The 21,020-nt window shown below is 63.9% G+C and carries 18 protein-coding genes; 9 read left to right on the top strand and 9 right to left on the bottom strand.

All coding sequences use genetic code 11. From position 1 onward, the window contains the following. Window positions 1-14 precede the first annotated feature (14 nt). A complete protein-coding gene (locus PLN84_RS03350; protein ID WP_292382986.1) occupies window positions 15-905 on the bottom strand; it encodes an ABC transporter ATP-binding protein in 891 nt (296 codons plus the stop codon). A 79-nt stretch (window positions 906-984) separates the two neighbouring features. On the opposite strand from PLN84_RS03350, the gene PLN84_RS03345 reads away from it, so the two are divergent. The 4 genes from PLN84_RS03345 to PLN84_RS03330 all read left to right on the top strand — a co-directional run bounded on the left by PLN84_RS03345 (window position 985) and on the right by PLN84_RS03330 (window position 6,091). Further along, window positions 985-2,790 (top strand): PrsW family intramembrane metalloprotease, encoded by a 1,806-nt coding sequence (locus PLN84_RS03345; protein WP_292382988.1) that lies wholly within the window; start codon window positions 985-987, stop codon window positions 2,788-2,790. 44 nt (window positions 2,791-2,834) lie between these two features. After that, on the top strand, window positions 2,835-3,869 hold the full coding sequence (locus tag PLN84_RS03340; protein ID WP_292383720.1) for an ABC transporter permease: 1,035 nt from the start codon (window positions 2,835-2,837) through the stop codon (window positions 3,867-3,869). Between the two features lie 159 nt (window positions 3,870-4,028). After that, window positions 4,029-4,724 carry a hypothetical protein gene (locus PLN84_RS03335; protein WP_292382989.1) on the top strand — a complete coding sequence of 232 codons (696 nt, stop codon included), beginning with the start codon at window positions 4,029-4,031 and terminating at the stop codon, window positions 4,722-4,724. 53 nt (window positions 4,725-4,777) lie between these two features. Then, window positions 4,778-6,091: a methyl-coenzyme M reductase glutamine C-methyltransferase gene (locus PLN84_RS03330; protein ID WP_292382991.1), complete on the top strand. Its 1,314-nt coding sequence runs from the start codon at window positions 4,778-4,780 to the stop codon at window positions 6,089-6,091. Window positions 6,092-6,135: 44 nt separating this feature from the next. On the opposite strand, the gene PLN84_RS03325 is transcribed toward PLN84_RS03330, so the two are convergent. Continuing rightward, complete coding sequence (locus PLN84_RS03325; protein ID WP_292383722.1) at window positions 6,136-6,654, bottom strand: RNA-guided endonuclease TnpB family protein; 519 nt, start codon at window positions 6,652-6,654, stop codon at window positions 6,136-6,138. Between the two features lie 190 nt (window positions 6,655-6,844). After that, entirely contained in the window at window positions 6,845-7,237 is a 393-nt protein-coding gene (locus tag PLN84_RS03320) for a transposase (protein ID WP_292383724.1), read from the bottom strand. A gap of 385 nt (window positions 7,238-7,622) precedes the next feature. On the opposite strand from PLN84_RS03320, the gene PLN84_RS03315 reads away from it, so the two are divergent. Together PLN84_RS03315 and PLN84_RS03310 are read left to right on the top strand one after the other, a co-directional pair. Continuing rightward, entirely contained in the window at window positions 7,623-9,482 is a 1,860-nt protein-coding gene (locus tag PLN84_RS03315) for a DUF2795 domain-containing protein (RefSeq protein ID WP_292382993.1), read from the top strand. 201 nt (window positions 9,483-9,683) lie between these two features. Continuing rightward, entirely contained in the window at window positions 9,684-10,862 is a 1,179-nt protein-coding gene (locus PLN84_RS03310; protein WP_292382994.1) for a DUF2795 domain-containing protein, read from the top strand. Here the strand turns inward: PLN84_RS03310 and PLN84_RS03305 are convergent. Then, entirely contained in the window at window positions 10,814-11,974 is a 1,161-nt protein-coding gene (locus PLN84_RS03305) for a radical SAM protein (RefSeq protein WP_292382996.1), read from the bottom strand. The two genes, PLN84_RS03310 and PLN84_RS03305, sit on opposite strands and share 49 nt — an antisense overlap. Before the next feature lie 142 nt (window positions 11,975-12,116). Between PLN84_RS03305 and ablB the strand changes: the two genes are divergently transcribed. The 3 genes from ablB to PLN84_RS03290 all read left to right on the top strand — a co-directional run bounded on the left by ablB (window position 12,117) and on the right by PLN84_RS03290 (window position 16,022). Then, complete coding sequence (ablB, locus tag PLN84_RS03300; RefSeq protein ID WP_292558997.1) at window positions 12,117-13,157, top strand: putative beta-lysine N-acetyltransferase; 1,041 nt, start codon at window positions 12,117-12,119, stop codon at window positions 13,155-13,157. A gap of 32 nt (window positions 13,158-13,189) precedes the next feature. Then, window positions 13,190-14,407 carry an NAD(P)/FAD-dependent oxidoreductase gene (locus PLN84_RS03295; RefSeq protein WP_292383000.1) on the top strand — a complete coding sequence of 406 codons (1,218 nt, stop codon included), beginning with the start codon at window positions 13,190-13,192 and terminating at the stop codon, window positions 14,405-14,407. A gap of 130 nt (window positions 14,408-14,537) precedes the next feature. Then, window positions 14,538-16,022: an alpha-amylase family glycosyl hydrolase gene (locus tag PLN84_RS03290; RefSeq protein ID WP_292383001.1), complete on the top strand. Its 1,485-nt coding sequence runs from the start codon at window positions 14,538-14,540 to the stop codon at window positions 16,020-16,022. A gap of 11 nt (window positions 16,023-16,033) precedes the next feature. On the opposite strand, the gene PLN84_RS03285 is transcribed toward PLN84_RS03290, so the two are convergent. The 5 genes from PLN84_RS03285 to dinB all read right to left on the bottom strand — a co-directional run bounded on the left by PLN84_RS03285 (window position 16,034) and on the right by dinB (window position 20,484). Beyond that, window positions 16,034-16,888 (bottom strand): MerR family transcriptional regulator, encoded by an 855-nt coding sequence (locus tag PLN84_RS03285; protein ID WP_292383002.1) that lies wholly within the window; start codon window positions 16,886-16,888, stop codon window positions 16,034-16,036. A 163-nt stretch (window positions 16,889-17,051) separates the two neighbouring features. Continuing rightward, window positions 17,052-17,810, bottom strand: a complete 759-nt coding sequence (locus PLN84_RS03280; protein ID WP_292383004.1) for a tetratricopeptide repeat protein — start codon at window positions 17,808-17,810, stop codon at window positions 17,052-17,054. A gap of 179 nt (window positions 17,811-17,989) precedes the next feature. Beyond that, window positions 17,990-18,463 carry an HNH endonuclease signature motif containing protein gene (locus tag PLN84_RS03275; RefSeq protein ID WP_292383006.1) on the bottom strand — a complete coding sequence of 158 codons (474 nt, stop codon included), beginning with the start codon at window positions 18,461-18,463 and terminating at the stop codon, window positions 17,990-17,992. Window positions 18,464-18,516: 53 nt separating this feature from the next. Beyond that, window positions 18,517-19,368 carry an ATP-dependent Clp protease proteolytic subunit gene (locus PLN84_RS03270; protein ID WP_292383008.1) on the bottom strand — a complete coding sequence of 284 codons (852 nt, stop codon included), beginning with the start codon at window positions 19,366-19,368 and terminating at the stop codon, window positions 18,517-18,519. Between the two features lie 27 nt (window positions 19,369-19,395). Next, window positions 19,396-20,484: a DNA polymerase IV gene (gene dinB, locus PLN84_RS03265; RefSeq protein ID WP_292383010.1), complete on the bottom strand. Its 1,089-nt coding sequence runs from the start codon at window positions 20,482-20,484 to the stop codon at window positions 19,396-19,398. Between the last annotated feature and the right edge of the window lie 536 nt (window positions 20,485-21,020).

The following is a 21,020-nucleotide window of genomic DNA, read 5'->3' as shown; positions in this document are numbered from 1 at the left end:
CTCGATGCACCGCGTCACCGCCCGATGATCAGGAGCATCTCCTCAAGCGTCGGGTAGTGCGATTCGATCCGGTCGATCGTCGCGCCGTCGGCCGCGAGCGCCGCGGTCGTCCGGTTCAACTCCTCGATGGAGCGTGCCTCGGCAAGGTACCGGCCGTCGTGGGCGGAGAACTCGACCGACGTGGCGAAGGCAGACGCAGGGCCGGGTATCCGAAAGAAGACCTGGTAGGTGATCGAACCGAAGGTCTCCCTGAGTTCGGAGATGGTCCCCCCGGCCACCACCTTCCCCCGCCGCAGGATCAGCACGAGGTCGCAGACTTCCTCCACCTGGAAGAGGTTGTGGGCCGAGAAGATCACCGTTTTACCATCTTCCCGGAGGCCTTTGACGTACTCGATCACCGAACGCGAGGTCATGGGGTCGAGACCGGAGGTGGGCTCGTCGTAGATGAGCAGTCCCGGGTCGTGCATCAGTGACCTCGCGATGGCAACCTTCCGCTTCATCCCCTTCGAAAGCTCCCCGATCTTCTTCCCGTCGGGCTCAAGTGCAAGCGAAGCGAGGAGGTCGTCGCGCCGCGCCCGAATGGCCGCCTTCGGGAGGCCGTAGATCTCGCCGAAGAACGCCAGGTAGGCATCCGTCGTCATCGTCTCGTAGAGCCGCGATTCCTCGGGGAGGTAGCCCAGGTTCTGCTTCAGGTCGAGCGGCCTTCTCACGACATCCACCCCGCCGATCTCGAGGCTGCCTGCCGTCGGGGCGATGAGGCCGGCCATAATCTTTAAGAGTGTAGTCTTGCCGGCCCCGTTATGCCCGATCACCCCGAGTATCCGTGCATCGTCGAGATCGAAGGAGACGCCGTCGAGGGCCGGGAAGTCGCCGTAGTGTTTGACAAGAGAGCGGGCGGCAATCATCGGATCTCCCTATGGCTCCGATGACTACTAATAGGTTGCTGCACAGAGGTAGAGTTCTCCGACGCCTTCTGGGATTACCATGAGTCTCGTTTCCTCCATCCGGACGATCGCCACGTGGGAGTTGAACCGGTCGATGACCACGATGGGACGAAACGTCCTGCCGCTCGCGGCGGGGTTGCTTGTCCTCCTGGTGCTGGTGACCGTGTTTGCCGCCCAGAGCGGCGTCCACATGCAGGACGGCATCTACCGCATCGGCATCGATGACCCCGACGTCGCCCGGGTCGTCGCCACCGATAGCCGCTTCACCATCGGCCTCGCCGACGGCCCGGCCCTCCGTGAGAACCGGTTCGCGTACGACGTCCTCATCCTGAATCGAGTGGTATACGTCGCCGACACGGAGAAAGGGCGGGCGGCGGCCAGAACGCTCGAGCGTGACTACAAGTCCTACGTCGCCCGCGTGGCCGCCGGGGAGCCCGACCTCTTCGCCGCCTACCCGCTCTGGATCGATCTGAAGTACGTCAAAAGCGAGATCGACTTCCTGGCGACCCAGAGCGGGCAGCAGGTCGGCGCCCCGGCAACCACCCCGGTCGCTCCCGCCCCTTCCGGCCCGGTCGAGGTGGTGACCCTTCCGCCATCGGCCGTCCCGGTCTCCGAGGACGACCTCCGGGAGCAACTCGCGGAGGTGGGGAGCGATCACCCCCTCGCCCGCTACACCGGCATCTTCTCGGAGAACGGGCAGGGGGCACAGCTTCAGACACCATCGGAACTCTCGCCCCCGCTTCCCTTCGACGCGCTCGTTCTGGTCTTCGTCTTCATCTTCCCTCTCTACTTCACCTCCCAGTTCTTCATGATGAGCGTGATGAACGAGCGGGTGGGACGGACCGGGGAACCTCTCCTCTCCACCCCCGTCCGGCCGTCGGCGATCGTCATCGGGAAGGCGCTCCCCTACTTCGGAATCATGATCTTCGTCTCGGCTGCCATCACCCTCTTCATCGGGGTGCCGGTGACGATCCTTCTCCCGCTCATCCCGGTCGTCATCTTCTTCCTCGCAAACGCCCTCATCATCGGGATGGCCGCCCGGAGTTTCAAAGAACTCTCGTTCGTCTCGATCTTCTTCTCGACCCTCGCCACGTCGTACCTCTTCTTCCCGACGGTCTTTGCGAACACCCATGTCATCAGCATCATCTCCCCCCTCACCCTGGTCGTCCTCGAGATCCAGGGTGAGGGGTTCACCGCCATGGAGTACGTCTACTCGACCGCGCTCTTCTTCGCTACAAGCGCCGTTCTCTTCTACGTCGGGACGGTCAACTTCCGGGAGGAGCGTCTCTTCTCGGAGAAACCCCTCGCATCAAGGCTCGCAGACTTCGTCTCGGGCGGGATCAGCCGCGACCACCCGCACCTCTCGCTCTTCCTCATTGCCGCATTCACGATACCGTTCGTCTTCATGGCCCAGATGATGACGCTCGTCCTCTTCTTCAACTTCCCGATGCCGCTCTCTCTCGTCCTCCTGACCGTTTCTGCGGCGTTCATCGAGGAGGTTGCCAAATCAGCCGGGCTCTACGCGGCAGCACGGGAGCGCCCGGGATTCCTCACAGTAAAAAACCTTTGTTTCGGTGCGATAGCCATCGGTTTCGGGTTCCTCGCGGGGGAAAAACTCCTCCTCTTTGCCACGCTCGCCCAGATCACGGAGTCGATCTTCGGTAGTATCCTCTTCGCATCGCTCCAGGTGCTCTGGATGCCGCTCCTCCTCCACATTGCGGGAGTGCTGATCACCGGCACCTTCCTCATGATCGGGGGGCGGCGGGCCTACGTGCCCGGGCTTCTCGTGGCAAGCGTGGTACACTGCCTCTATAATCTCTACTTCCTCACGGGGGTGCTCCTCTGAACGCCCGCCATATCGGCCTTATCGCAAAGAAAGAGTTCTTCGGGCTGTCGTCGGAGAAGACGATCGTCTTCGCCATCCTTCTGCAGGTCTTCATCGCCATGTTCTCCTCGTTCCTGATGGTGGGGCTCACCACCATGTACGACCCGGAGGCAATCGAGGGCTACTCGACGGTTAACTACGGTGTCGGGTACGCGGGAGCGGAATCAGCCCTCATCGACGAGTTTGAAAAACGCCCGGACCTCGTCCTCCACCGGACGGACCTTGACGCGGCACTTCGAGCACTCCGCGATCGGAGAGTTGCAGCGGTGGTCTACGTCCCGGATACGCCGCCGGACGCGGAAGAACCGGTTATGCTCACGCTCTACCTCATCCAGAACGACCTGCAGTCGAGCGTCATCAATGTCAAGCTCAAAGAGGTCCTCCAGGGCTACGAGGAGGAACTCCGGGAGGTCCGGGCCGACCGGAGGACCTCCTTCCCCATCGGCCTGAATTTCCCCGAATCAGGGGGCGGCGAGAACTTCTTTGAGTTCGTCTACGGCCTCCTCATCCCGCTGCTCGTCCTCCTTCCGGCAGTCGTCTCGGCAGCCCTGATCATCGATCTCATCACCGAGGAGTACCAGCGGCAGACCCTTGAGACGCTCATGTCGACACCGGTCACGTTCAGGGAGATGGTCTGGGGGAAGGTCGCCGCCTGCGCAATCCTGGTCCCGGTCCAGGCCGGGGCGTGGCTCCTCCTTCTTCGGGCAAACGGCATCGCGGTCAACAACGCCGCCCCGATCCTCCTCCATGTCTCGGCGGGTGGGCTCTTCCTCATCCTGGTCGGGGCTCTCGTCGGCCTCCACTACCGGGAGCGGACCAGCGCCCAGTTCATCTTCTCGACGGCTCTCGTCGTGGTCTTCCTCTTCGTCCTGGCTGTCCCCTACAACCCCTTCAACCTCATCGTCCGGCTCGCGGTGGATACCGCGAGCCCGGTTCACTGGCTGGTCCTTGCGCTGGTCGCGGGCGCGACGGCGCTCCTCGGGTGGGCCGCAACGGCCTACGCCCGGCGGGTCGGAGAAGCCGCCCCGGGAACCCGGTGAAGGACGAGGCCGGGTTGCGTCGCCGGCGGTCCATCCCGGTCTCGAAGCCTTCGGAACCGGATACCCCGATACACTGTCCCGGGCCGGTCGGCAGAGAGGGGTCCCGCACTCTCATCCTCCGCCCGTCTTCCAGTGATGCAAAATTATATATTCCGGGTTATGCAAGTCAGCCCATCGATGATCCACCCTCGCTACCTCAATACGGCCTGCGCAGTCTGCGGCGAATCCTGCCGGTTCACCATCCCCGAGGCCTCCGGCAGCGTCGGGTCACGGGACCTCGACACTCGCCCCGCCGAACCCCTGCGGTCCACCATCTACGCATGGGTGAAACGGTGTCCTTCCTGCGGCTACTGCGCCCCCGACCCGGGCCAGGCCCCGAAGAGAGCGGCAGACGTGGTGAAACTCCCGCGCTACCGCTGGCAACTCGACTCCCCGAAGTTCCCGAAGATTGCAAACACCTTCCTCTGCTGGTCGATCATCCAGGAAGACCTCGGTGCCCCGGCCCGGGCGGCGTGGGCATCCCTCCACGCCGCCTGGATCTGCGACGACGAGGGGGAGGATGTACCCGCCCGGATCTGCCGGAAACGCGCTGCCGATCTCCTGCGGCGGGCGTGGGATCAGGGCGAACGCCTGGCCTCCCAGGCGGGAGCGGACGAAGCGCTCCTCGCGGACCTGCTCCGCAGGGCGGGTAGACTCAGGGAGGCCCGTGCCGTGGTGACGGAGACGCTGGAGCAGCACCCGCAACCCATGATCGCCGATATCATGCGGCTTCAGGCCCGGCTGATCGCCGCATCGGACCGGGACGCCCATACCGTCGCCGAGGCCCGGCGGTTCAGGCAACAGGTGCCGCTCTGACCGGGGACCGGCGGGGCCCCACCATTTGTATACTGTTGTGCCGATACTGTATCATGGATATCACGATCCTCTCTCCCGGCATCTACACCTACGGCGCCATGCTGATCGGCGGCGTCCTCCGCGACGCAGGCCACCGGGTGACCCTCACGCGGACGGGCGGGGCCCCGGCCGGCTCGCTCCTGCTCGCGAGCCTCTTTTCCACCCAGCACCTCCTCGATCCTGCGATCAGGGGCCTTATCCGGACCCATCGCAAGCAGGGCGGGACGGTCTACATCGGGGGGCCGGTCTCAGCAGCGCCGGAGATGGTGCTCGGGGAACTCGCTCCCGATGCGGTGGTCGTCGGCGAGGGCGAGGAAACGGTGGTCCGCCTCGTCGAGGAAGGGGTCTCGGCTACCCTTCCCGGGATTGCCTACCGTGATAACGAACGGGTGGTCGTGACGCCCCCCGCCCCGCCGGCACCGATCGACCGGCCGCTCCCGCTGATCCCGGACGATATCGGGAGCCAGAGCATCCGGGGCGCGAGTGCCTATATCGAGACCCACCGGGGGTGCATCGGGGGATGCACGTTCTGCCAGGTGCCCCGGTTCTTCGGGAGGAAAGTCAGGAGCCGGAACCTCGCGAGCATCATCGATGAGGTGAAGGTGTTTAAAGCATCCGGGGCCACGCGGCTCTCGGTTTCCGGGGGGACCGGGTCGCTCTACGGCTCTCGCGACGGCGAGATGAACCCGGAAGCCTTCATCAACCTCCTCCGCGGGATGGCCGAGGTGATGGGGCCGCACAACGTCTCCTCTCCGGACATCCGCGTGGACTGTATCACCGATGAGGTCCTGGACGCTATCCGGCAGTATACCATCGGGTGGGTCTTCTTCGGGATCGAGTCGGGGAGCGACCGGGTGCTCCGGCTGATGGGCAAGGGTGTGGCCGTCCGGCAGGTCGAGGAAGCGGTGGAGCGATGCCGGGAGCACAACCTCCGGGTTGCGGGAAGTTTCATCGTCGGCTACCCGGGGGAGACGAAACGGGACTACGAGGCAACAAAGGACCTCATTGCCGCGCTCTCTCTCGACGACGTCTTCGTGAGCAGCGCCGAGCCCATTCCCGGGACGCCCCTCGCCGACCTCGCGGTCAGGACGCCCCGAGACAAAAACCCGGCATTTATGCCGCACACCGGGGAGTACCGGGCGCTCGGTCTCACCGAGAGCGAAGCCCGGTCTTTTGACCTGATGATGCATGCTGATATGTTCCGCCCGCAGGTACGGCTGGTAACCGACGAGGTCTACGATGCTTACCTCACCGAGGCGAAGAAGCAGGGGCAGGATATCAGGGCGGCGACCGAACTCCTCCTCCGGTATCCACGAACCGGGGCGTGAACTACCCCGCCCTAAAGTTCGAGGCTTCCTGCTTCATCCTTCCTCTATTGAGGCAAATCCACAGGCTCGACGGCGCGTTTCGCACCTGTTAATACGCCGACAAGGTTCTGCTCTTGTACAGCAAACTTCTTGATATTGATCGCTGCGTTGATATCTCGATCATGGACGGTACCACAATCGGAACATATCCATTCGCGATCGGAGAGTTTCAGATCGCGGTTCCGGTACCCGCAGCAGCTACAGATTTTCGATGACGGATCGAACCTTCCAATCGTAAGGAGTGTCTTTCCATACTTCCGACACTTGTATTCTAGCATCGTGAAGAACGCACTCCACGATACGTCGTTGATACTCCGGGCTAATGTGTGGTTTTTCTGCATACCAGCGACATTCAACGATTCTACTGCGATGGCTTGGTTCTCGCTCACAATTTGATAGGAAAGTTTGTGCAGGAGATCGTTCCGCTGGTTTGCAACCGTCTCATAACATCGGGCTAATTTTTGAATTGCTTTCTGTCGATTCTTCGATCCTTTCACTTTTCGCGATACACGCCGCTGTAACACGTTCAGGCGTTGTAACGAGTTCTTCAAGTACCGGGGATTCGCAACCTTCTCGACCGGTCGAGAAGGTTGCGAAGTCCTTCAGACCAACATCGATCCCGATCGTCGTCTCAGATGTGAATGGTACCGGGTTTGGATCGGGTTGTTCATCGTCAACGAGAATACTGATGAACCATTTCCCGGTAGACGTCACCTAAATCGTCGCGTACTTCACCTTCCCGGTGAATTTTCGGTGCAGGATCGTTTTGACGTCACCGATCTTGGGAAGTTTGACCCGGTTAGACTCGAACTCGACACGGTAATGTTGCGGTACCTGAAACGACTGTACCGGATTCTTCTTCGACCTGAACTTCGGAAATCCCTTCTTCTCACGGAAAAACCGGGTGAAGGCGTTGTCAAGGTTCCGGTTCGCATACTGGAGCGACTGTGAGTTGATGTCGGCTAACCACGGGTGTTCCACTTTCAGCGCAGGGAGCTGGTTATTCAGATCGAAACACGACAATCGTTTTCCGTTCTGCTCATATGCCCGGATCTTTTGTTCTAACGAATGGTTGTACACAAACCGACAAGCGTGGATGTGACTCATGAGCAGCGGAATCTGCGGTTGAGTCGGATACATCCGATACTTGTAGGCTCGAAGCATACAAATGGGGATCACACTTACAGTAATAAATAGGTTTCTATAATCCTATTGACGAACGGACGCCGCTTCACGGCAAATTGAAAATTTGCCTGACACGCACAACCTTCTGGGTTGTGCCGTGTCATCCCCGGCCTCAAGGCCGGGGTCTTCCCGCTCCGGCCTTCAACCCCGCGAGACAAATTCCAGGCAGGTAGCCCCCCCCATTCCTTCACGATCCCGGATCTCGTCCGGTTTCCCCGAGCAGGAAACCCTTAAGTATCCTCGATCCTCTACCCACCCTGCCTTGAAGGGATACCCTTCGCAGGTAAACGAACTGGAGGGAAATACGATGGCTGAACAACAGACAGGGTCGGTGCTGGAGACCCGGCCGAGACCGGAAGAGACGATAGAACTGATGCGCGCACGCGACATCAGGGATGTGAAAGTACGGAACCCGGAAGGAGAGAACCTTGGCGATATCAGCGATATCGCTATTGACCGCGATACAGGCTGTATCGCGTACGCCGTGCTCTCCCACGGCGGGATTCTCGGGTTTGGCGAGAAGCACTTCGCCATCCCCTGGGAAGCGGTTCGCACCCGCCCGGCGGAGGGAGTCGCAGTCGTGGATGCGGATAAGCGGACACTGGACCGTGAGCCCGGGTTTTCCCGGGGCAGGATGCCTCACGAGGGGGACTGGAGTCTGATCAGGACGCCTCCCCCGGTGCGTGGGACAATGGAGCCCTCGCCCCCGGTTGCGGAGAGAGGGGTCCCGCCGATGCGGGAGACGGGCACGATGGGGGCGGCGACAGGAGCAGTGGCAACGGCAGCAGCAAGATCCACGCTCCAAAAGGAGGAGCGGGAGGTCCCGCCGGCCCGGGAGGCGGGCACGGCAGCAGCGGCGACAGGGGCAACGGCAGCGACACCAGCGAAATCCACGCTCCAGAGAGATGAGAGAGATATCCCGCAGCCGGCTGTCCAGACAGTCGCAAAGGGTTGGGGTGGGGAGCAGAGGGCGCATACCCCCGAGGAGAGGGCGACCCCGTTCCCCGCCCGGACCGGTGAGACTGTCGTGGAGGAAGTCCGGAGGGAGCGCCCGGCAGAGATGGAGACCCGACACCCGGAGACTGTCGTGGAAGAGGTCCACGAGGAGGTGCCGGAGACCCGGAGGAGGGCGCCGTCCGTTGCACGCCTCTCCGCTGCCGACCTGCAGGTCTATCTCAAGGGCATGGACTACCCGGCGAACAAACAGGACCTGATCGCCCACGCGCGGAAGAACAACGCCCCGGAGAGCGTGACAACGACGCTTGACGGGTTCAGCGAGCGGACCTATCAGTCCGCCGCCGACGTGAGCGTGGAGTTCGGGAGCGAGACTCGCGGCAGGCGGCCGGTCGGGATGGAGACCACCTCCGAGGAGATCCGCACGGAACCGGCCAGGGCAGCCCCATTCCATGGGCCTCTCACGGCCGCCAGCCTGCAGACCTACCTCAGGGGCGTGGACTACCCGGCAAGCAAGCAGGACCTGATCGCCCATGCCCGGAAGAGTGATGCCCCGGAGGACGCAATCACGGTACTCGAGCAGTACAGCGAGCAGACCTACCGGTCCGCCGCCGACGTGAGTGCGGAGTTCGGCAGCGAGGTCCGCGGCGGGCAACCGGCACGCGCAGAGACCGGCGTCGGAGAGGTCCCCAAAGAGCCCACCGCTGCCCCGAGAAAGGCTCCATCTCTCGCACGCCTCTCGGCCGCCGACCTGCAGTCTTACCTCAAGGGCATGGACTACCCGGCGAGCAGACAGGACCTGATTGCCCACGCGCGGGGGCATAACGCTCCGGAGGAGGCCGTCGCAACACTTGAGCAGTTCAGCGACCGGACTTACCGGTCCGCTGCCGATGTGAGTGTGGAGTTCGGCAGAGAGACCAGAGGGGAGCAGCCGACGGGGATGGAGACACGACGCGGGGAGACCGTCACGGAAGAGATGCACGGGGAGTCCACCGTCACCCGGAGAGCGGCGCCGTCCGTTGCACGCCTCTCCGCTGCCGACCTGCAGGTCTACCTCAAGGGTATGGATTACCCGGCAGGCAAACAGGACCTGATTGCCCACGCGCGGGGGCATAACGCCCCTGAGAACGTGATCACGGCACTCGAACTCTTCAGCGATCGGACCTACCGGTCCGCAACCGATGTAAGCACGGAGTTCGGCAATATCAAATAATGAAAGGAACTCCTTATTCCGGGCGGCAGCCGGGGAACACCCGCACCGCCCACCTCCCGGGGCTCGTTTTGCGGCGGAAAACCCTCCGCAGACGCCCCGGTACCGGGGCCGGGTAGAACTTAAATAGTCGCAGCACGCATCGCCCGCTCTGCGCGAAGGTGAAGATCGCCTTCGGAGGTATACCGGAGGATGGTGATTGCAATGGCGGAAACGATTCTTGAGCAGCAGATACGGAGGACGGAAGGGCAGGAATTTTTCTCGTCCGAGGATGTTGTGGGAAAGCGGGTGAAGAACCCGGAGGGCTACGACCTCGGGGAGATCTCGAGCCTGCGGGTCGGTCTCCCCACAGGAAAAGTGACGTACGCGGTGCTTAGAACCGGGGGCATGTTCGGTCTCGGGGCGAAGCACTTCGCGGTCCCTATTGAGGCCATGGTCTACCGGCCGGGGGACGACGTCTTCGTGGTGAACATCAGCAAGCATAGGATTGAGAACGAGCCCGGGTTCTCGGAGAGCGAGTGGCCGAAGGAAGCGAACTGGGCCCTGATCGAGTCGAGGCGGCCCATGGGCCCCCCAAGCCAGGAAGAAGCGCGGGCCGTGACCCGGACGGAGCCCCCTCCCCGCGAGGTCGTCACGACGGAACGGGTAGAGGTCCGGGAGAAGGTCGGCCGCGAGGGGATGCCGATAACAGCCGATGAGGTGGAGGGGAGGACCGAGGTGACGCGGCCGACGACGGTGGTTCCGGGGAGCGGAACCGTTACGGCGGAACGGACGGAGATCCGGGAGAAGCCCGCAGTCGTGGAGGAGATGCGGCCGGTGACGGAGGCCCACGCTCCGATGTATGAATCCATCGTGAGGGGCGAGGAAGAGGAAACTGCAGCTGAACGGCCTGTTAGGGCCGGTGGGCCGTCCCCCGGACATCTCTCGGCCGCCGGCCTGCAGACTTACCTCAAGGGCATGGACTACCCCGCAGGCAGACAGGACCTGATCGCCCACGCGCGGGAGCACAACGCCCCGGAGCACGTGATCACAACGCTCACGCGTTTTAGCGACCGGACCTACCGGTCCGCCGCCGACGTGAGTGCGGAGTTCGGCAGCGAGGTCCGCGGCGGGCAACCGGCACGCGCAGAGACCGGCGTCGGAGGGGTCCGCGAAGAGCCCACCGTTGCCCCGAGAAGGGCTCCATCTCTCGCGCACCTCTCGGCCGCCGACCTGCAGGTCTACCTCAAGGGTATAGACTACCCGGTAGGCAGACAGGACCTGATCACCCATGCCCGGAAGAACGGTGCCTCGGAGAGCGTGATAGCGGCGCTCGAACAGTTCAGCGACCGGACCTACCGATCCGCCGCCGATGTGGGCACGGAGTTCGGGAAGGTCCGGTAACCTTCACCACGTCCGGGAGAATCCGCAGACGAGAGAAGAAGCTGTGTCTGCACCGTGCCCCGCTCGCCGAACGTGAGGTGGCGCCCGGCGGCATGCCCCCGAATACCAGCACGCACAAGGTCGGGCGGGCCGGAGAACGGCCGTTCCTTCCGGCAGGAGAGGATCCTGTCGGCCCCCTTCGGCCCTATCCCGGGGACCCGGAGGAGGGCCCGGCGTGAGGCGAGGTTGACGTTCACCGGACCCTGGGAGGCTGCAAGGACCTCTTTCGGGTCGCGGTTCGGGAAGAGGCCGTCTTCGTCGAGGACCACCCGGAGATCGTCGGCCGCAACGCCGTAGTCGCGGAGAAGGTAGTCGGCCTGATACCACCGCCGTGCCCGCCATGCCGGGGTATCGGGGTGCGAGGCCAGGGGAGTCCCCTGCATGGCACGGAACGCTGAAAAATAGACCCGGGAGGGCCGGACCCGCCGGTACTGGTCGGCGAGGCAGGCGAGGACCTCCGCATCGGTCTCGTCCGCCGCCCCGATGACGAGCTGGGTCGTGTGACGGCCGGGCTTCTCCTCCGCCACCCAGGCCTGTCGCTTCAGGATATCCTGACGGTAGTCCTTCACCCCGGCGATACCCCCGAGGCGGTCGGGGGATGTCGTCTCCAGGTTGATGCTGATCCGGTCCGCCACCCGGGCGGCGTCGTGGATATCCGCCCGGGTGGCCCCGGGGAGGACCTTCAGATGGAGGTAGCCGTCGTAGCCCCGTCGCCGCAGGATCTCCCCCGTCTCCACGAGATCGTGCATCACGAGATCGACGTCCCGGGGGATGCCGGAGCTTAAAAAAAGCCCTTCGACGAGTCCGTCTCGCCATAGGCGGAGGAAGGTGTCGGCGAACTCTCCCGGGGAGAAACTCACCTGCTCCCGCTGGAGGCGGACGGGGCAGTAACCGCAGTCGTAGGCGCAGGTGCCGTTGAGAAGCATCTTGAGCATCCGCCCGCACCCGCCCGCCCGGCGGTTGTAGGTGACATAATGCGCAGCCGAGAGGGGCCGGATGCATTCTCCAGGGCAGCAGAGGTCGAATCTGCCGGCGGCGGTAAGGTAGGTGAGTTTCTGCTCAGCAACGGACATAACCAGGGTATCGGCTCGCCGAGAAGAAGAACCGATGCCGCGCGCGGGGTGAAAGTGTACGGAGGCACCTATAGTTCAAGTCGCAACGATAAATAGAGAAGCCCATTATATATTGTGAAAACTATAGTTACACCCAAGAACAATGTTTGGTTCACTACAAGATCAGAACAACCAGAAGAACTATCGATCACGCACCGGCGCCGGGACCGCCTCAACGCGGCATCCGGCAAAGAACGTTCCTCTTCAACGCCAGGGCCGGACTGGATCTCGCCCAGACCGGGGTGTCTACGCCGACACCATCACGATGCTCGGAGAGAGCCAGGTCCACCACGGCCCGTTCAACGACCGGGCCTACCTCTTCCACCTGGAGCTGGTGGATCTTCCCGGGATCACCGGCCGGCTCTTCGCGCTCGCAAGGGGCCGGGGCTACTCGCGGTTATTCGCACGGGTCCCCGCCGCGGCATGCGGCCACTTCGTATCGTCCGGCTACCTGCCACGGGCGCGGATTCCCGGGCTCTACCGGGGAGAGGAGGACGGCTACTACATGGCAGCCTACCGCGACCCCCTCCAGAGCGACTGGTTGGACGGGATCGACGACGTCCTCGGGGTTGCAGAGGAGAAGCGCCGGAAGAATGCCGCGAGCCCGGCACTCGACCCCGGCTTCACCTGCACCCCCGCCACGCCGGCGGACGCCCCGGCACTCGCGGCTATCTACCGGAAGGTGTTCCTGACCTATCCGATCCCCGTCCATGACCCGGCCTACCTCATGCGGGAGATGCAGAAGCACCACAGGTTCTTCTGCATCCGCGACGGCGAAAAGATCGCCGCGATCGCCTCTGCGGCCGCCGATCCGGAGGGGCAATTTGCGGAAATGACCGGGTTTGCGACGTTACCGGAGTACCGGGGCCATGGATTTTCGGGCCGTCTCCTGCAGCAGATGGAGACGAAGATGCGTTCAATCGGGATTAAGACCGCATTCGCCATCGTCCGGGCCCGTTCATACCCGGCAAACATCACCTTTGCCCGGGCAGGCTACACCCACGCGGGGACGGTTCCCGGCTGCGTCAACATATGCGGCTCTCTTGAGGATATGAGCGTCTGGTACAGATTGCTGGACGATAGAATGGCAGCACCCCCACGGGACCGATCCGGTCGAACCGGATCAGCCCGGGGAAAAGAATAAGGGAAATCCCGGATTCATATCATCATCCTGATATGAACACGGATGATTCACCGGCTTATGACGCCGTCGTTGTCGGTGGGGGGCCCGCCGGGAGCACCGCCGCCTGCCTGCTCGCGGGATTCGGATACCGGGTGGCACTCATCGAGAAGGAGACTTACCCCCGGGGTAAAGTCTGCGGGGGCTGTCTCAGCCAGAAGTCCATCCGGTTTCTCGACCGCGTCTTTGACCTGCCCATCCCCGCCCTCAGGGAGGAGGGGCTGCTCGACTCTGCCGGTACCGACTATGCACTTTATATCGGAAGCAGTCGCGTCCTCGCCAGGGACCTTGCGGAGCCGTTCTATTTCACCCACCGAAAGCGTTACGATGCCTGCCTTGCCCGGAAGGCAGCTGAGGCCGGGGCAGAGATCCACGAGGGCGTGGAGGTGACCGCAATCGACCACGCCCGCCGCACCGTCACGACATCGGACGGGGACCGGTATGCCGCCCGGGTCCTCGTCGGGGCTGACGGGATTCACAGCGGAGTCCGCCGTTCCCTCCCGGAGAGCGTCGTCGAGCATGACCGGTGGCGCGAGAACCTCGGATGGGCCATGGAACTTGCAATCCCTCGCAAGGAGGCGCAGGCACTCATGAGCGGTGACGGCGCGATCCGACTGGAAGCCGAACTCGCGACACCACTCCTTGTCCTTGACGCCTGCCGGTGGGGCTATGGGTGGGTCTTCCCGAACAGGGAGGCGATCATCGTCGGGCTTGGGGGGCTGCTGCAGAAGAACCGGAAAGACCTCCCCGAGCGCTTCAGGGAGTTCCTGAATACCATCGGCCTTGCGGCGTTCGTCGACAGGAAACCAGCGGCATACCCGCTGCCGTTCGGCAATTACATCCCCTCCCCGGTTCACGAGAGGACGGTTCTCGTCGGCGATGCAGGCGGGTTTGCAAGCCCCATCCTCGGCGAAGGGATCTTTTACGCCCACCGGACCGCAGAACTCGCTGCTCACGCCGTCGATCGCCACCTCACCACCGGCGCGCCGCTCGGTGAGACCTATACCGGCCTCCTCAACCGCCGCCTCATCCCCGAACTGCAGGCGGAGAAAGTGTTGCGGGACTTTCTCTACAACTGCCTGGATGCCCGGATACATCTGCCTCTCGAAGCCATGATGCGGGCGACGAACGGCCGGGTCATCGATGCAGTTCAGGGGCACCGGTCATTCCGTGGGCTCCAGCGGGACGACGACCTTCATTCTCCCATCTGGTGAGGGGAACGACTTCCCCGAAGGGGAAGGAGTTCGAGAAAACGCGAAGCGTTTTCGAGTAACGACTCGCCTGGAGAAATAGAGTTCGAGTCCAGGGATACCTCTATCATCCCGGGAATCCAGGGGAACCACGATGAACGCCCCCCGCCACCCCTCCCTCTACGAGATCAACGCCCGCATCCACCTCCGACGTCTCGCCCGCGAGACCGGGCGTCCCCGTGCCACCCTCGACGATATCCCCGACTCCTGGCTCACGGGACTCGCGGCCTGCGGGTTCGACTGGGTCTACCTTATGGGGGTCTGGGAGACCGGGGAGGCCGGCCGCCGGGTCTCGGGCTCGAACGAGGAGTGGCTCAGCGGTTACCGGAGCCTTCTCCCTGACCTCAGAGAGGAGGACATCTGCGGCTCCGGGTTCGCCATCGCCGACTACCGGCTCCACCCGGACCTCGGAGATGCGGGGGCGCTCGTCAGGTTCCGCGACCGCGTGCACGGAGAGGGGCTCCTCCTCATGCTCGACTTCGTCCCGAACCACACCGCCCTCGACCACCTCTGGGTGCGGGACCACCCGGACTACTATATCCGCGGCACGGAGGAGGACCTCGCGGGCCGACCGCAGGACTTCACCCGGGTGGACCTCCACAGTGGATCGGCCGTCCTCGCCCACGGCAGGGATCCCTACAACTCCAGCTGGCCCGACACCCTGCAACTCGACTACGCCAATCCGACCCTCGAGGAGGCGATGACCGCCGAGATCCAGAGGATCGCGGAGTGGTGCGACGGTGTCCGATGCGATATGGCGATGCTTCTCCTCCCGGAGGTCTTCCGGGAGACCTGGGGGAGGAGTATAGCACCTTTCTGGCCGAAAGCAATCGAGGCGGTGCATGGAGACCACCCGGACTTCGTCTTCATGGCGGAGGTCTACTGGGACCTAGAGTGGACGCTCCAGCAGCAGGGGTTCGACTACACCTACGACAAACGGCTCTATGACCGGCTCCGGAACGGAGTGGCACGGCCGGTGCGGGAGCACCTCCGGGCTGACCTCGAATACCAGGATAAGTCCGTCCGGTTCCTCGAGAACCACGACGAGGACCGGGCGGCAGCGGTCTTTCCTCCCGATCGTCATCGGGCCGCCGCCGTCCTCGCCTATCTCTGCCCCGGACTCCGGTTCTTCCACCAGGGGCAGTTTACCGGACGGCGGAAGTTGGTCCCCGTGCATCTTTGCCGGGAGCCGGAGGAGCCGACCGATCGGGCTATCGAAGAGTTCTACCGGAATCTCCTGACCTGCCTCCGCCTGCCGGCATTCCGGGACGGGGAATGGCGGCTCCTCGACTGCAACCCGGCATGGGAGGGGAACCCGTCCCACGACGGCTACATCGCCTTCGCCCGGGAGAGGAGAGGGGAGCGCTTCGTCGTCGCCGTCAACTACGCCCCGGACCGGGGCCAGTGTTATGTCCCGCTCCCGTGGGCCGACCTCGCCGGGAAGACGGTCCGGCTCGTCGACCTCCTGGGGCTGGCGCAGTACGACCGGGACGGGGAAAGCCTCCTCGTCCCGGGGCTCTACCTCGACATCCCCGGATGGGGCTGCCACGTCTTTAACGTCGATGCAGCGGGAGGGTGACCGTCCCCGGTTCAGGGGGACGCCGGGAGAGCGATCACCGGGAACAGGACCTCGGTCAGGAGTTCCTCCTCCGGCACCTCTGCGGGGTCGTTGAGATAGAGTTCCCGCGAGGGGCCGGCCGGTGCAAGACCGTGCTCGCCCATGTAGGCGAAGAGCCGCTCGTAGGCCTTCCCCACCCCCGAATAGGGGCCCGTGTAGAGTACCGAGACAAATCGGCCGCCCGGAAGGTTTTGGACCTCGATCCGGGACCCGTCGAGGTTGATGGGCCCTACGATAGGGATTGCCATCTCGATATCGGCGTCCGTCTCTCGATACTCTTCGTCGTGGCAGATGAACATGATCGGCCCGGTCACCTTTGCAGCGGGCTGCCGCCCGTCAGCAGGGAAGAGACAGCCGCAGAGTTCCCCGATCAGTCTGGGGATGGTCTCCTGGTAAACACCCAGCTCACGGCGGGTAAGCACCCGCAGGGCCGGGATCTCTTTTATAGCAGGTTCGGTAACAGACATACGGAATCCTCCGTTCAACGGATCCTGCATCCGCAGGATTTCCGCGATCGCATGCAGCCGCCCGGCCTCCCGCTCGGTTGCAGTAAGACGCCGCGCAAAGAGATCCCGGACTGTCCCGGCATCGCCGCGTTCCCGGGCCGCGAGGATGGTCTCAACCTCCGGCAGGCAAAACCCGAGCCAGAGCAGGTGCCTGATATGAATGCCTCGCTCAGCCTGGGCGACAGTGTAATAACGGTATCCCGTACAGATGTCTCTTGCCGCGGGGACGAGGAGCCCCCGCTCGTCGTAGAGGCGGAGCGCCTTCTGCGAGAGCCGGGTGATCCGCGAGAACGTGCCTATGGGGATCTGGTCGACTGGCATGGATTACATCCACCTGTTGGCATTGCCGGGTAATAGGCAGTCGGAGTCTCCCCGGGGGGAGAGTTCCCGCCCGATATGACAGTCTCCGGTTGGACGGCGCCGGGCGTCAACCTTCCGGAGTTATCCGGGTGGTGCGGACCCGGAAGAAGGGGGACGGAGCCCATCACCATTTCTGGATGAGAGAGAGGAGCATCTTTCTGACCTGTGCGGTCAGCTCGCAGGAGGGGTTGATCTCAAGCGCTTTGTCGGCGCACGTGAGTGCGTGGCGGTACATACCAAGGTGGTAGAGGACGCTGCACTTCATGCTCCACCCGGCGGCGTACTTCGGGTCGATCGAGAGCACTTTATCAAAGCACTCGAGCGCTTTGCGGTACTCGCCGAGGGCGTACAGGGCACCGCCCTTCAGGCTCCAGACCCGGACGCCCCCGGGATCGTCCGTGATGGCCCGATCGTAGCAGGCGATGGCCTCCTCGTGCCGGTGCTGGAGGAAGTGAGCGTAGCCGAGATCGGTCCATGCCGCGACGAAATGAGGGTCGATCGAGAGCACCCGTTCATAGCAGGCGACCGCTTCGTCAAGCCGGCGCATCGCGACAAAGACGCCGCTCCGGTTGTACCAGGCGACGGCGGAGTCCGGGTTGAGCTCCACGGCACGGTCATAGCAGGCGAGCGCCTCATCGAGCCGGTCGCGGCGCCGGTAGAGCATCCCCCGGGAGACCCAGGCCGGAGCAAACCCGGGATCGATCGCAAGCGCCTTCTCCCAGCAGGCGAGCGCGTCCTGGTCTTTGCCGATGAGGTCGAGAAAGACACCCTTGTTGTTCCACATCTTCACGTTGGCCGGATCTTCCTCGAGTGCCCGATCAAAACAACCGATCGCCTCGTTGAATCGCCCCTGCTGGGCAAGAGAGACCGCTTTTCTGCTCACTCCAGCATCGGTCTCCGGACCCTCTCGATCTTCGGATCCACCTCTCCCAAAGAGCTTTCCCGTAATGCTCATTCCGGACATTCCCCCCGTGGTCAGGCAATCGGTAGCGGGCATACGATATAACCGTTCCGCTGCTGCAGACGGTACCGGCATGGAGAAAGCAGCCCCTGATAGGGGGGTCAGGCGGCATCGGTCCGGCCGGGAGGCCGTCGCTCGGGGTCCCGGTCGGCACGGCCCCGCACCGTCGGGATCACCCGCGCCACCCGCCCGGCCCCACCCTCACGGCGGAGTTCGGTATGCACCCGGGCGTGGCAGAAGCCGCAGAGGGTGAGCAGGTTCTCCAGGTCATCGTTTGTGGGATCGAGGTCGAGGTGGTGGACGTGGAGGTCCCCCGCCGATCCGCAGACCGAGCATACCCCATCGTCGCGAGCGACGACGGCAGCGCGGACCTCACGCCAGCCCCGGAGCCCGTACTTCGCCCGCGCCCGGATGGTGACGCCGAACTCCTCGCAGAAGACAGCACCCCTCTCCCGGACCGCGAAGGGGCACCGGCAGCAGAGACTGATGAAGCCATTGTGGTCCGGGAGGCCGTCGCAGAGGGGAGGTCGGGTGCGGTCGAACGCATCAAGACTGAGCTGCAGGTCAGAAGACATCCTTGAGAAGATCTCTTTCGGGGTACGGGATAAGTGCTGGGATGCCCCGGGTGTTACCCCTTCTTCTCCTCCCGATAGGGGATCGGGATGTAGGTGACCGACGGGCGGCGGGACATCGCCTGCGGGAAGAGGTCCATCAGTCGATAAATCCCATCGGGCATACCGACCGTGACGGGAAGCCCGAGGTCCCGCGCCTGCTCGAAGGTGATCGGGTAGTCATGGGTCCACGTTCCTTCCGCGAGCAGGCGTGCGAGGTGGTCCGCCCGCCCGGCGTCCATCCGGTCGTGGAGCAGGCCGGCCACGAACTCCCGCATCTGGTTCTGGGCTTTTGATGCGATATCGACCAGAATGAAGGTCTCATCCTCGATCTCTTCCGGCGGTTTTACGTGTGGGACCCGCAGGATCGACGCCGCCGGGTACTCCCCGATCCGGGGGTCGACCGGACCGATGACGGCGTTCTCGTCCATCACCACCTCATCGGCGGCGAGGCAGAGGAGCGTCCCGCCTGACATGGCGTAGTGGGGGACAAAGATTGTCACCTTCCCCTTATGGCGCCGGAGCGCCATCGCGATCTGTTCGGAGGAGAGGACAAGGCCGCCCGGGGTGTGGATGATGAAGTCGATCGGCATCTCCGGATCCGTGAGCCGGATCGCCCGGAGGATCTCTTCGGAGTCGTTGATGTCGATGTAGCGGTAGAACGGGATGCCGAGGAATGCGACCCGCTCCTGCCGGTGGATGAGGGCGATGACCCGGGTCCGGCGCTCCGCCTCCAGGTCCCGGATCGCCCGGAGGCGGCGGGCCCTGGTTATCTGCTGCTGGACGAACGGCACCGCGAAGAGGAGGAGAAGCACGGCGGCGAGGAGCAGGATCCAGACATCGGGCATACCGGCTAGTGCGTCCTCCACGTAAAGAAGGTTCGCCCATCCAATGCATCAGGGGGAGCAGAACTCGTCGATCGAGGTCTGCCGGGTGCGGCCGCCCTCGAGCGTCGAGAGCCTGACCCCGAGGAGCCGGACGGCCGTGCCGTTCAAGAACGGCAGGAGCAGCGCAGACGAAACCCGCCGGATCACCCCGGGGTCCGCGGTGAACCGTTCCAGTGTCCGGGACCGGGTATGCGTCTGAAAGCCGCGATACCTGACCTTGACCGTGACGGTCCGGCACCGGAGGCCTTCGGCGGCGAGCGTCCCCACGACGTCGTCCGCGAGCCCCGCGACGGTTCCGGAGAGGAGGGACGGGTCGGCGCTGTCCTGATCGAACGTCGTCTCCCGGGAGATGGATTTGCACTCCTCTCTATCCTGCACCTCGCGATCGTCGATGCCCCGGGCGAGGCGGTGCAGCAGGACGCCCCACCTCCCGAACCGGGCAATAAGGTCCTGGACGTCGCGGCGTGCGAGGTCGCCGATGGTCCGGATGCCCATCTGCTGGAGGGCCTCGCCGGTCTTCTTCCCGACGCCGGGGATCTTTCCAACCGGCAGGGGCGCGAGGAACGCCGCGACCTCATCCGGGGCGACGACCGTCAGCCCGTCGGGTTTCTGGTAGTCGGACGCGATCTTTGCCACGGCCTTGCACGGGGCGACGCCGATCGAGCAGGTGAGCCCGGCCTCTTCCAGGATCTCCCGCTTGACCGCGGCGGCAAGCGCTCCCGCTGCTGCGAAACTGCCGGCGTCGCTGACGTCGAGGTAGGCCTCGTCGATGCTCACCTGCTCGGTGCGGCCGGCGTGCCGGGCGAGGATCGCCATGATCTCCGCCGAGACCCGGGAGTAGAGCGAGCGGTCCACCGGGAGGTAGACACCGCGTGGACAGAGGGCATACGCCCGGGAGATCGGCATGCCGGAGTGCACCCCGTAGCGGCGGGCTTCATACGAGCAGGTGCTCACCACGCCACGGCCCGCTCCCCCCTTCGGGTCGGCGCCCACGATAACCGGCTTCCCGCCAAGGGACGGGTCGCGGCGGACCTCCACCGAGGCGAAGAAACTGTCCATATCCACGTGCAGGACGATCCGGTCGCCGGTCACCTCCATGAACCCCTCCTGTCTCCAGAGGGAGTGTTTGAACTCCGGCAATATAGGGGGTTTGGTGGGGAGAGAAAGTGCAAGGCTGGAAGAGGATTGCACGGGTGCCGGACATGGGCCAGGAGCGGCTTCCTCCGATCATACCGGCAATGATCTGTGAAAGCCCGAAAACGGCTTTGTACAACAGATGGATATGTTAGACTCGTGGAAAGTGCCCCATACCGGACCGTGGGGACTGCGCACCGCTAGGTGCGAGGCAGGAGTTTGAGCACCGCCAGGTGCGATTGAGGAGGCCGGAGGCCGGGTGGGGAACGACTGCCGGAACGGCAGGAGTTTGAGAAGACCGGAGGTCTTCGAGTGGGGGTCACATGCTCCCATAAGTGGCGGAGACAGGGGAGGGGGGATGCCCCCTCGAAGACCAAAGGTCTTCTCATGCTCGCTACACTCGCACTCCCCGTCAGCCCCACTCCCAATGGGGATATCCCCTCGGAAGCCGTTTTCGGGCTTTAGTCTCCGATTCTCACACTTGCCCGGATCTCCAGGCA

Origin of the sequence: Methanoculleus sp. (genome assembly GCF_035363275.1) — an archaeon.
Taxonomy (GTDB): Archaea; Halobacteriota; Methanomicrobia; order Methanomicrobiales; family Methanoculleaceae; genus Methanoculleus.
Note: the sequence above shows the minus strand (reverse complement) of the source record. Positions and strands in the feature narration are given on the sequence as shown.

Coding starts and splice junctions, on each gene's coding strand:
- PLN84_RS03330 (WP_292382991.1), top strand. CDS start 4,778: ATGGATATCACGATCCTCTCTCCCGGCATCTACACCTACGGCGCCATG.
- PLN84_RS03320 (WP_292383724.1), bottom strand. CDS start 7,237: ATGAGTCACATCCACGCTTGTCGGTTTGTGTACAACCATTCGTTAGAA.
- PLN84_RS03275 (WP_292383006.1), bottom strand. CDS start 18,463: ATGTCTTCTGACCTGCAGCTCAGTCTTGATGCGTTCGACCGCACCCGA.
- dinB (WP_292383010.1), bottom strand. CDS start 20,484: ATGGAGGTGACCGGCGACCGGATCGTCCTGCACGTGGATATGGACAGT.
- PLN84_RS03350 (WP_292382986.1), bottom strand. CDS start 905: ATGATTGCCGCCCGCTCTCTTGTCAAACACTACGGCGACTTCCCGGCC.
- PLN84_RS03305 (WP_292382996.1), bottom strand. CDS start 11,974: ATGTCCGTTGCTGAGCAGAAACTCACCTACCTTACCGCCGCCGGCAGA.
- PLN84_RS03310 (WP_292382994.1), top strand. CDS start 9,684: ATGGCGGAAACGATTCTTGAGCAGCAGATACGGAGGACGGAAGGGCAG.
- PLN84_RS03285 (WP_292383002.1), bottom strand. CDS start 16,888: ATGCCAGTCGACCAGATCCCCATAGGCACGTTCTCGCGGATCACCCGG.
- PLN84_RS03345 (WP_292382988.1), top strand. CDS start 985: ATGAGTCTCGTTTCCTCCATCCGGACGATCGCCACGTGGGAGTTGAAC.
- PLN84_RS03295 (WP_292383000.1), top strand. CDS start 13,190: ATGAACACGGATGATTCACCGGCTTATGACGCCGTCGTTGTCGGTGGG.
- PLN84_RS03290 (WP_292383001.1), top strand. CDS start 14,538: ATGAACGCCCCCCGCCACCCCTCCCTCTACGAGATCAACGCCCGCATC.
- PLN84_RS03315 (WP_292382993.1), top strand. CDS start 7,623: ATGGCTGAACAACAGACAGGGTCGGTGCTGGAGACCCGGCCGAGACCG.
- PLN84_RS03335 (WP_292382989.1), top strand. CDS start 4,029: ATGCAAGTCAGCCCATCGATGATCCACCCTCGCTACCTCAATACGGCC.
- ablB (WP_292558997.1), top strand. CDS start 12,117: ATGTTTGGTTCACTACAAGATCAGAACAACCAGAAGAACTATCGATCA.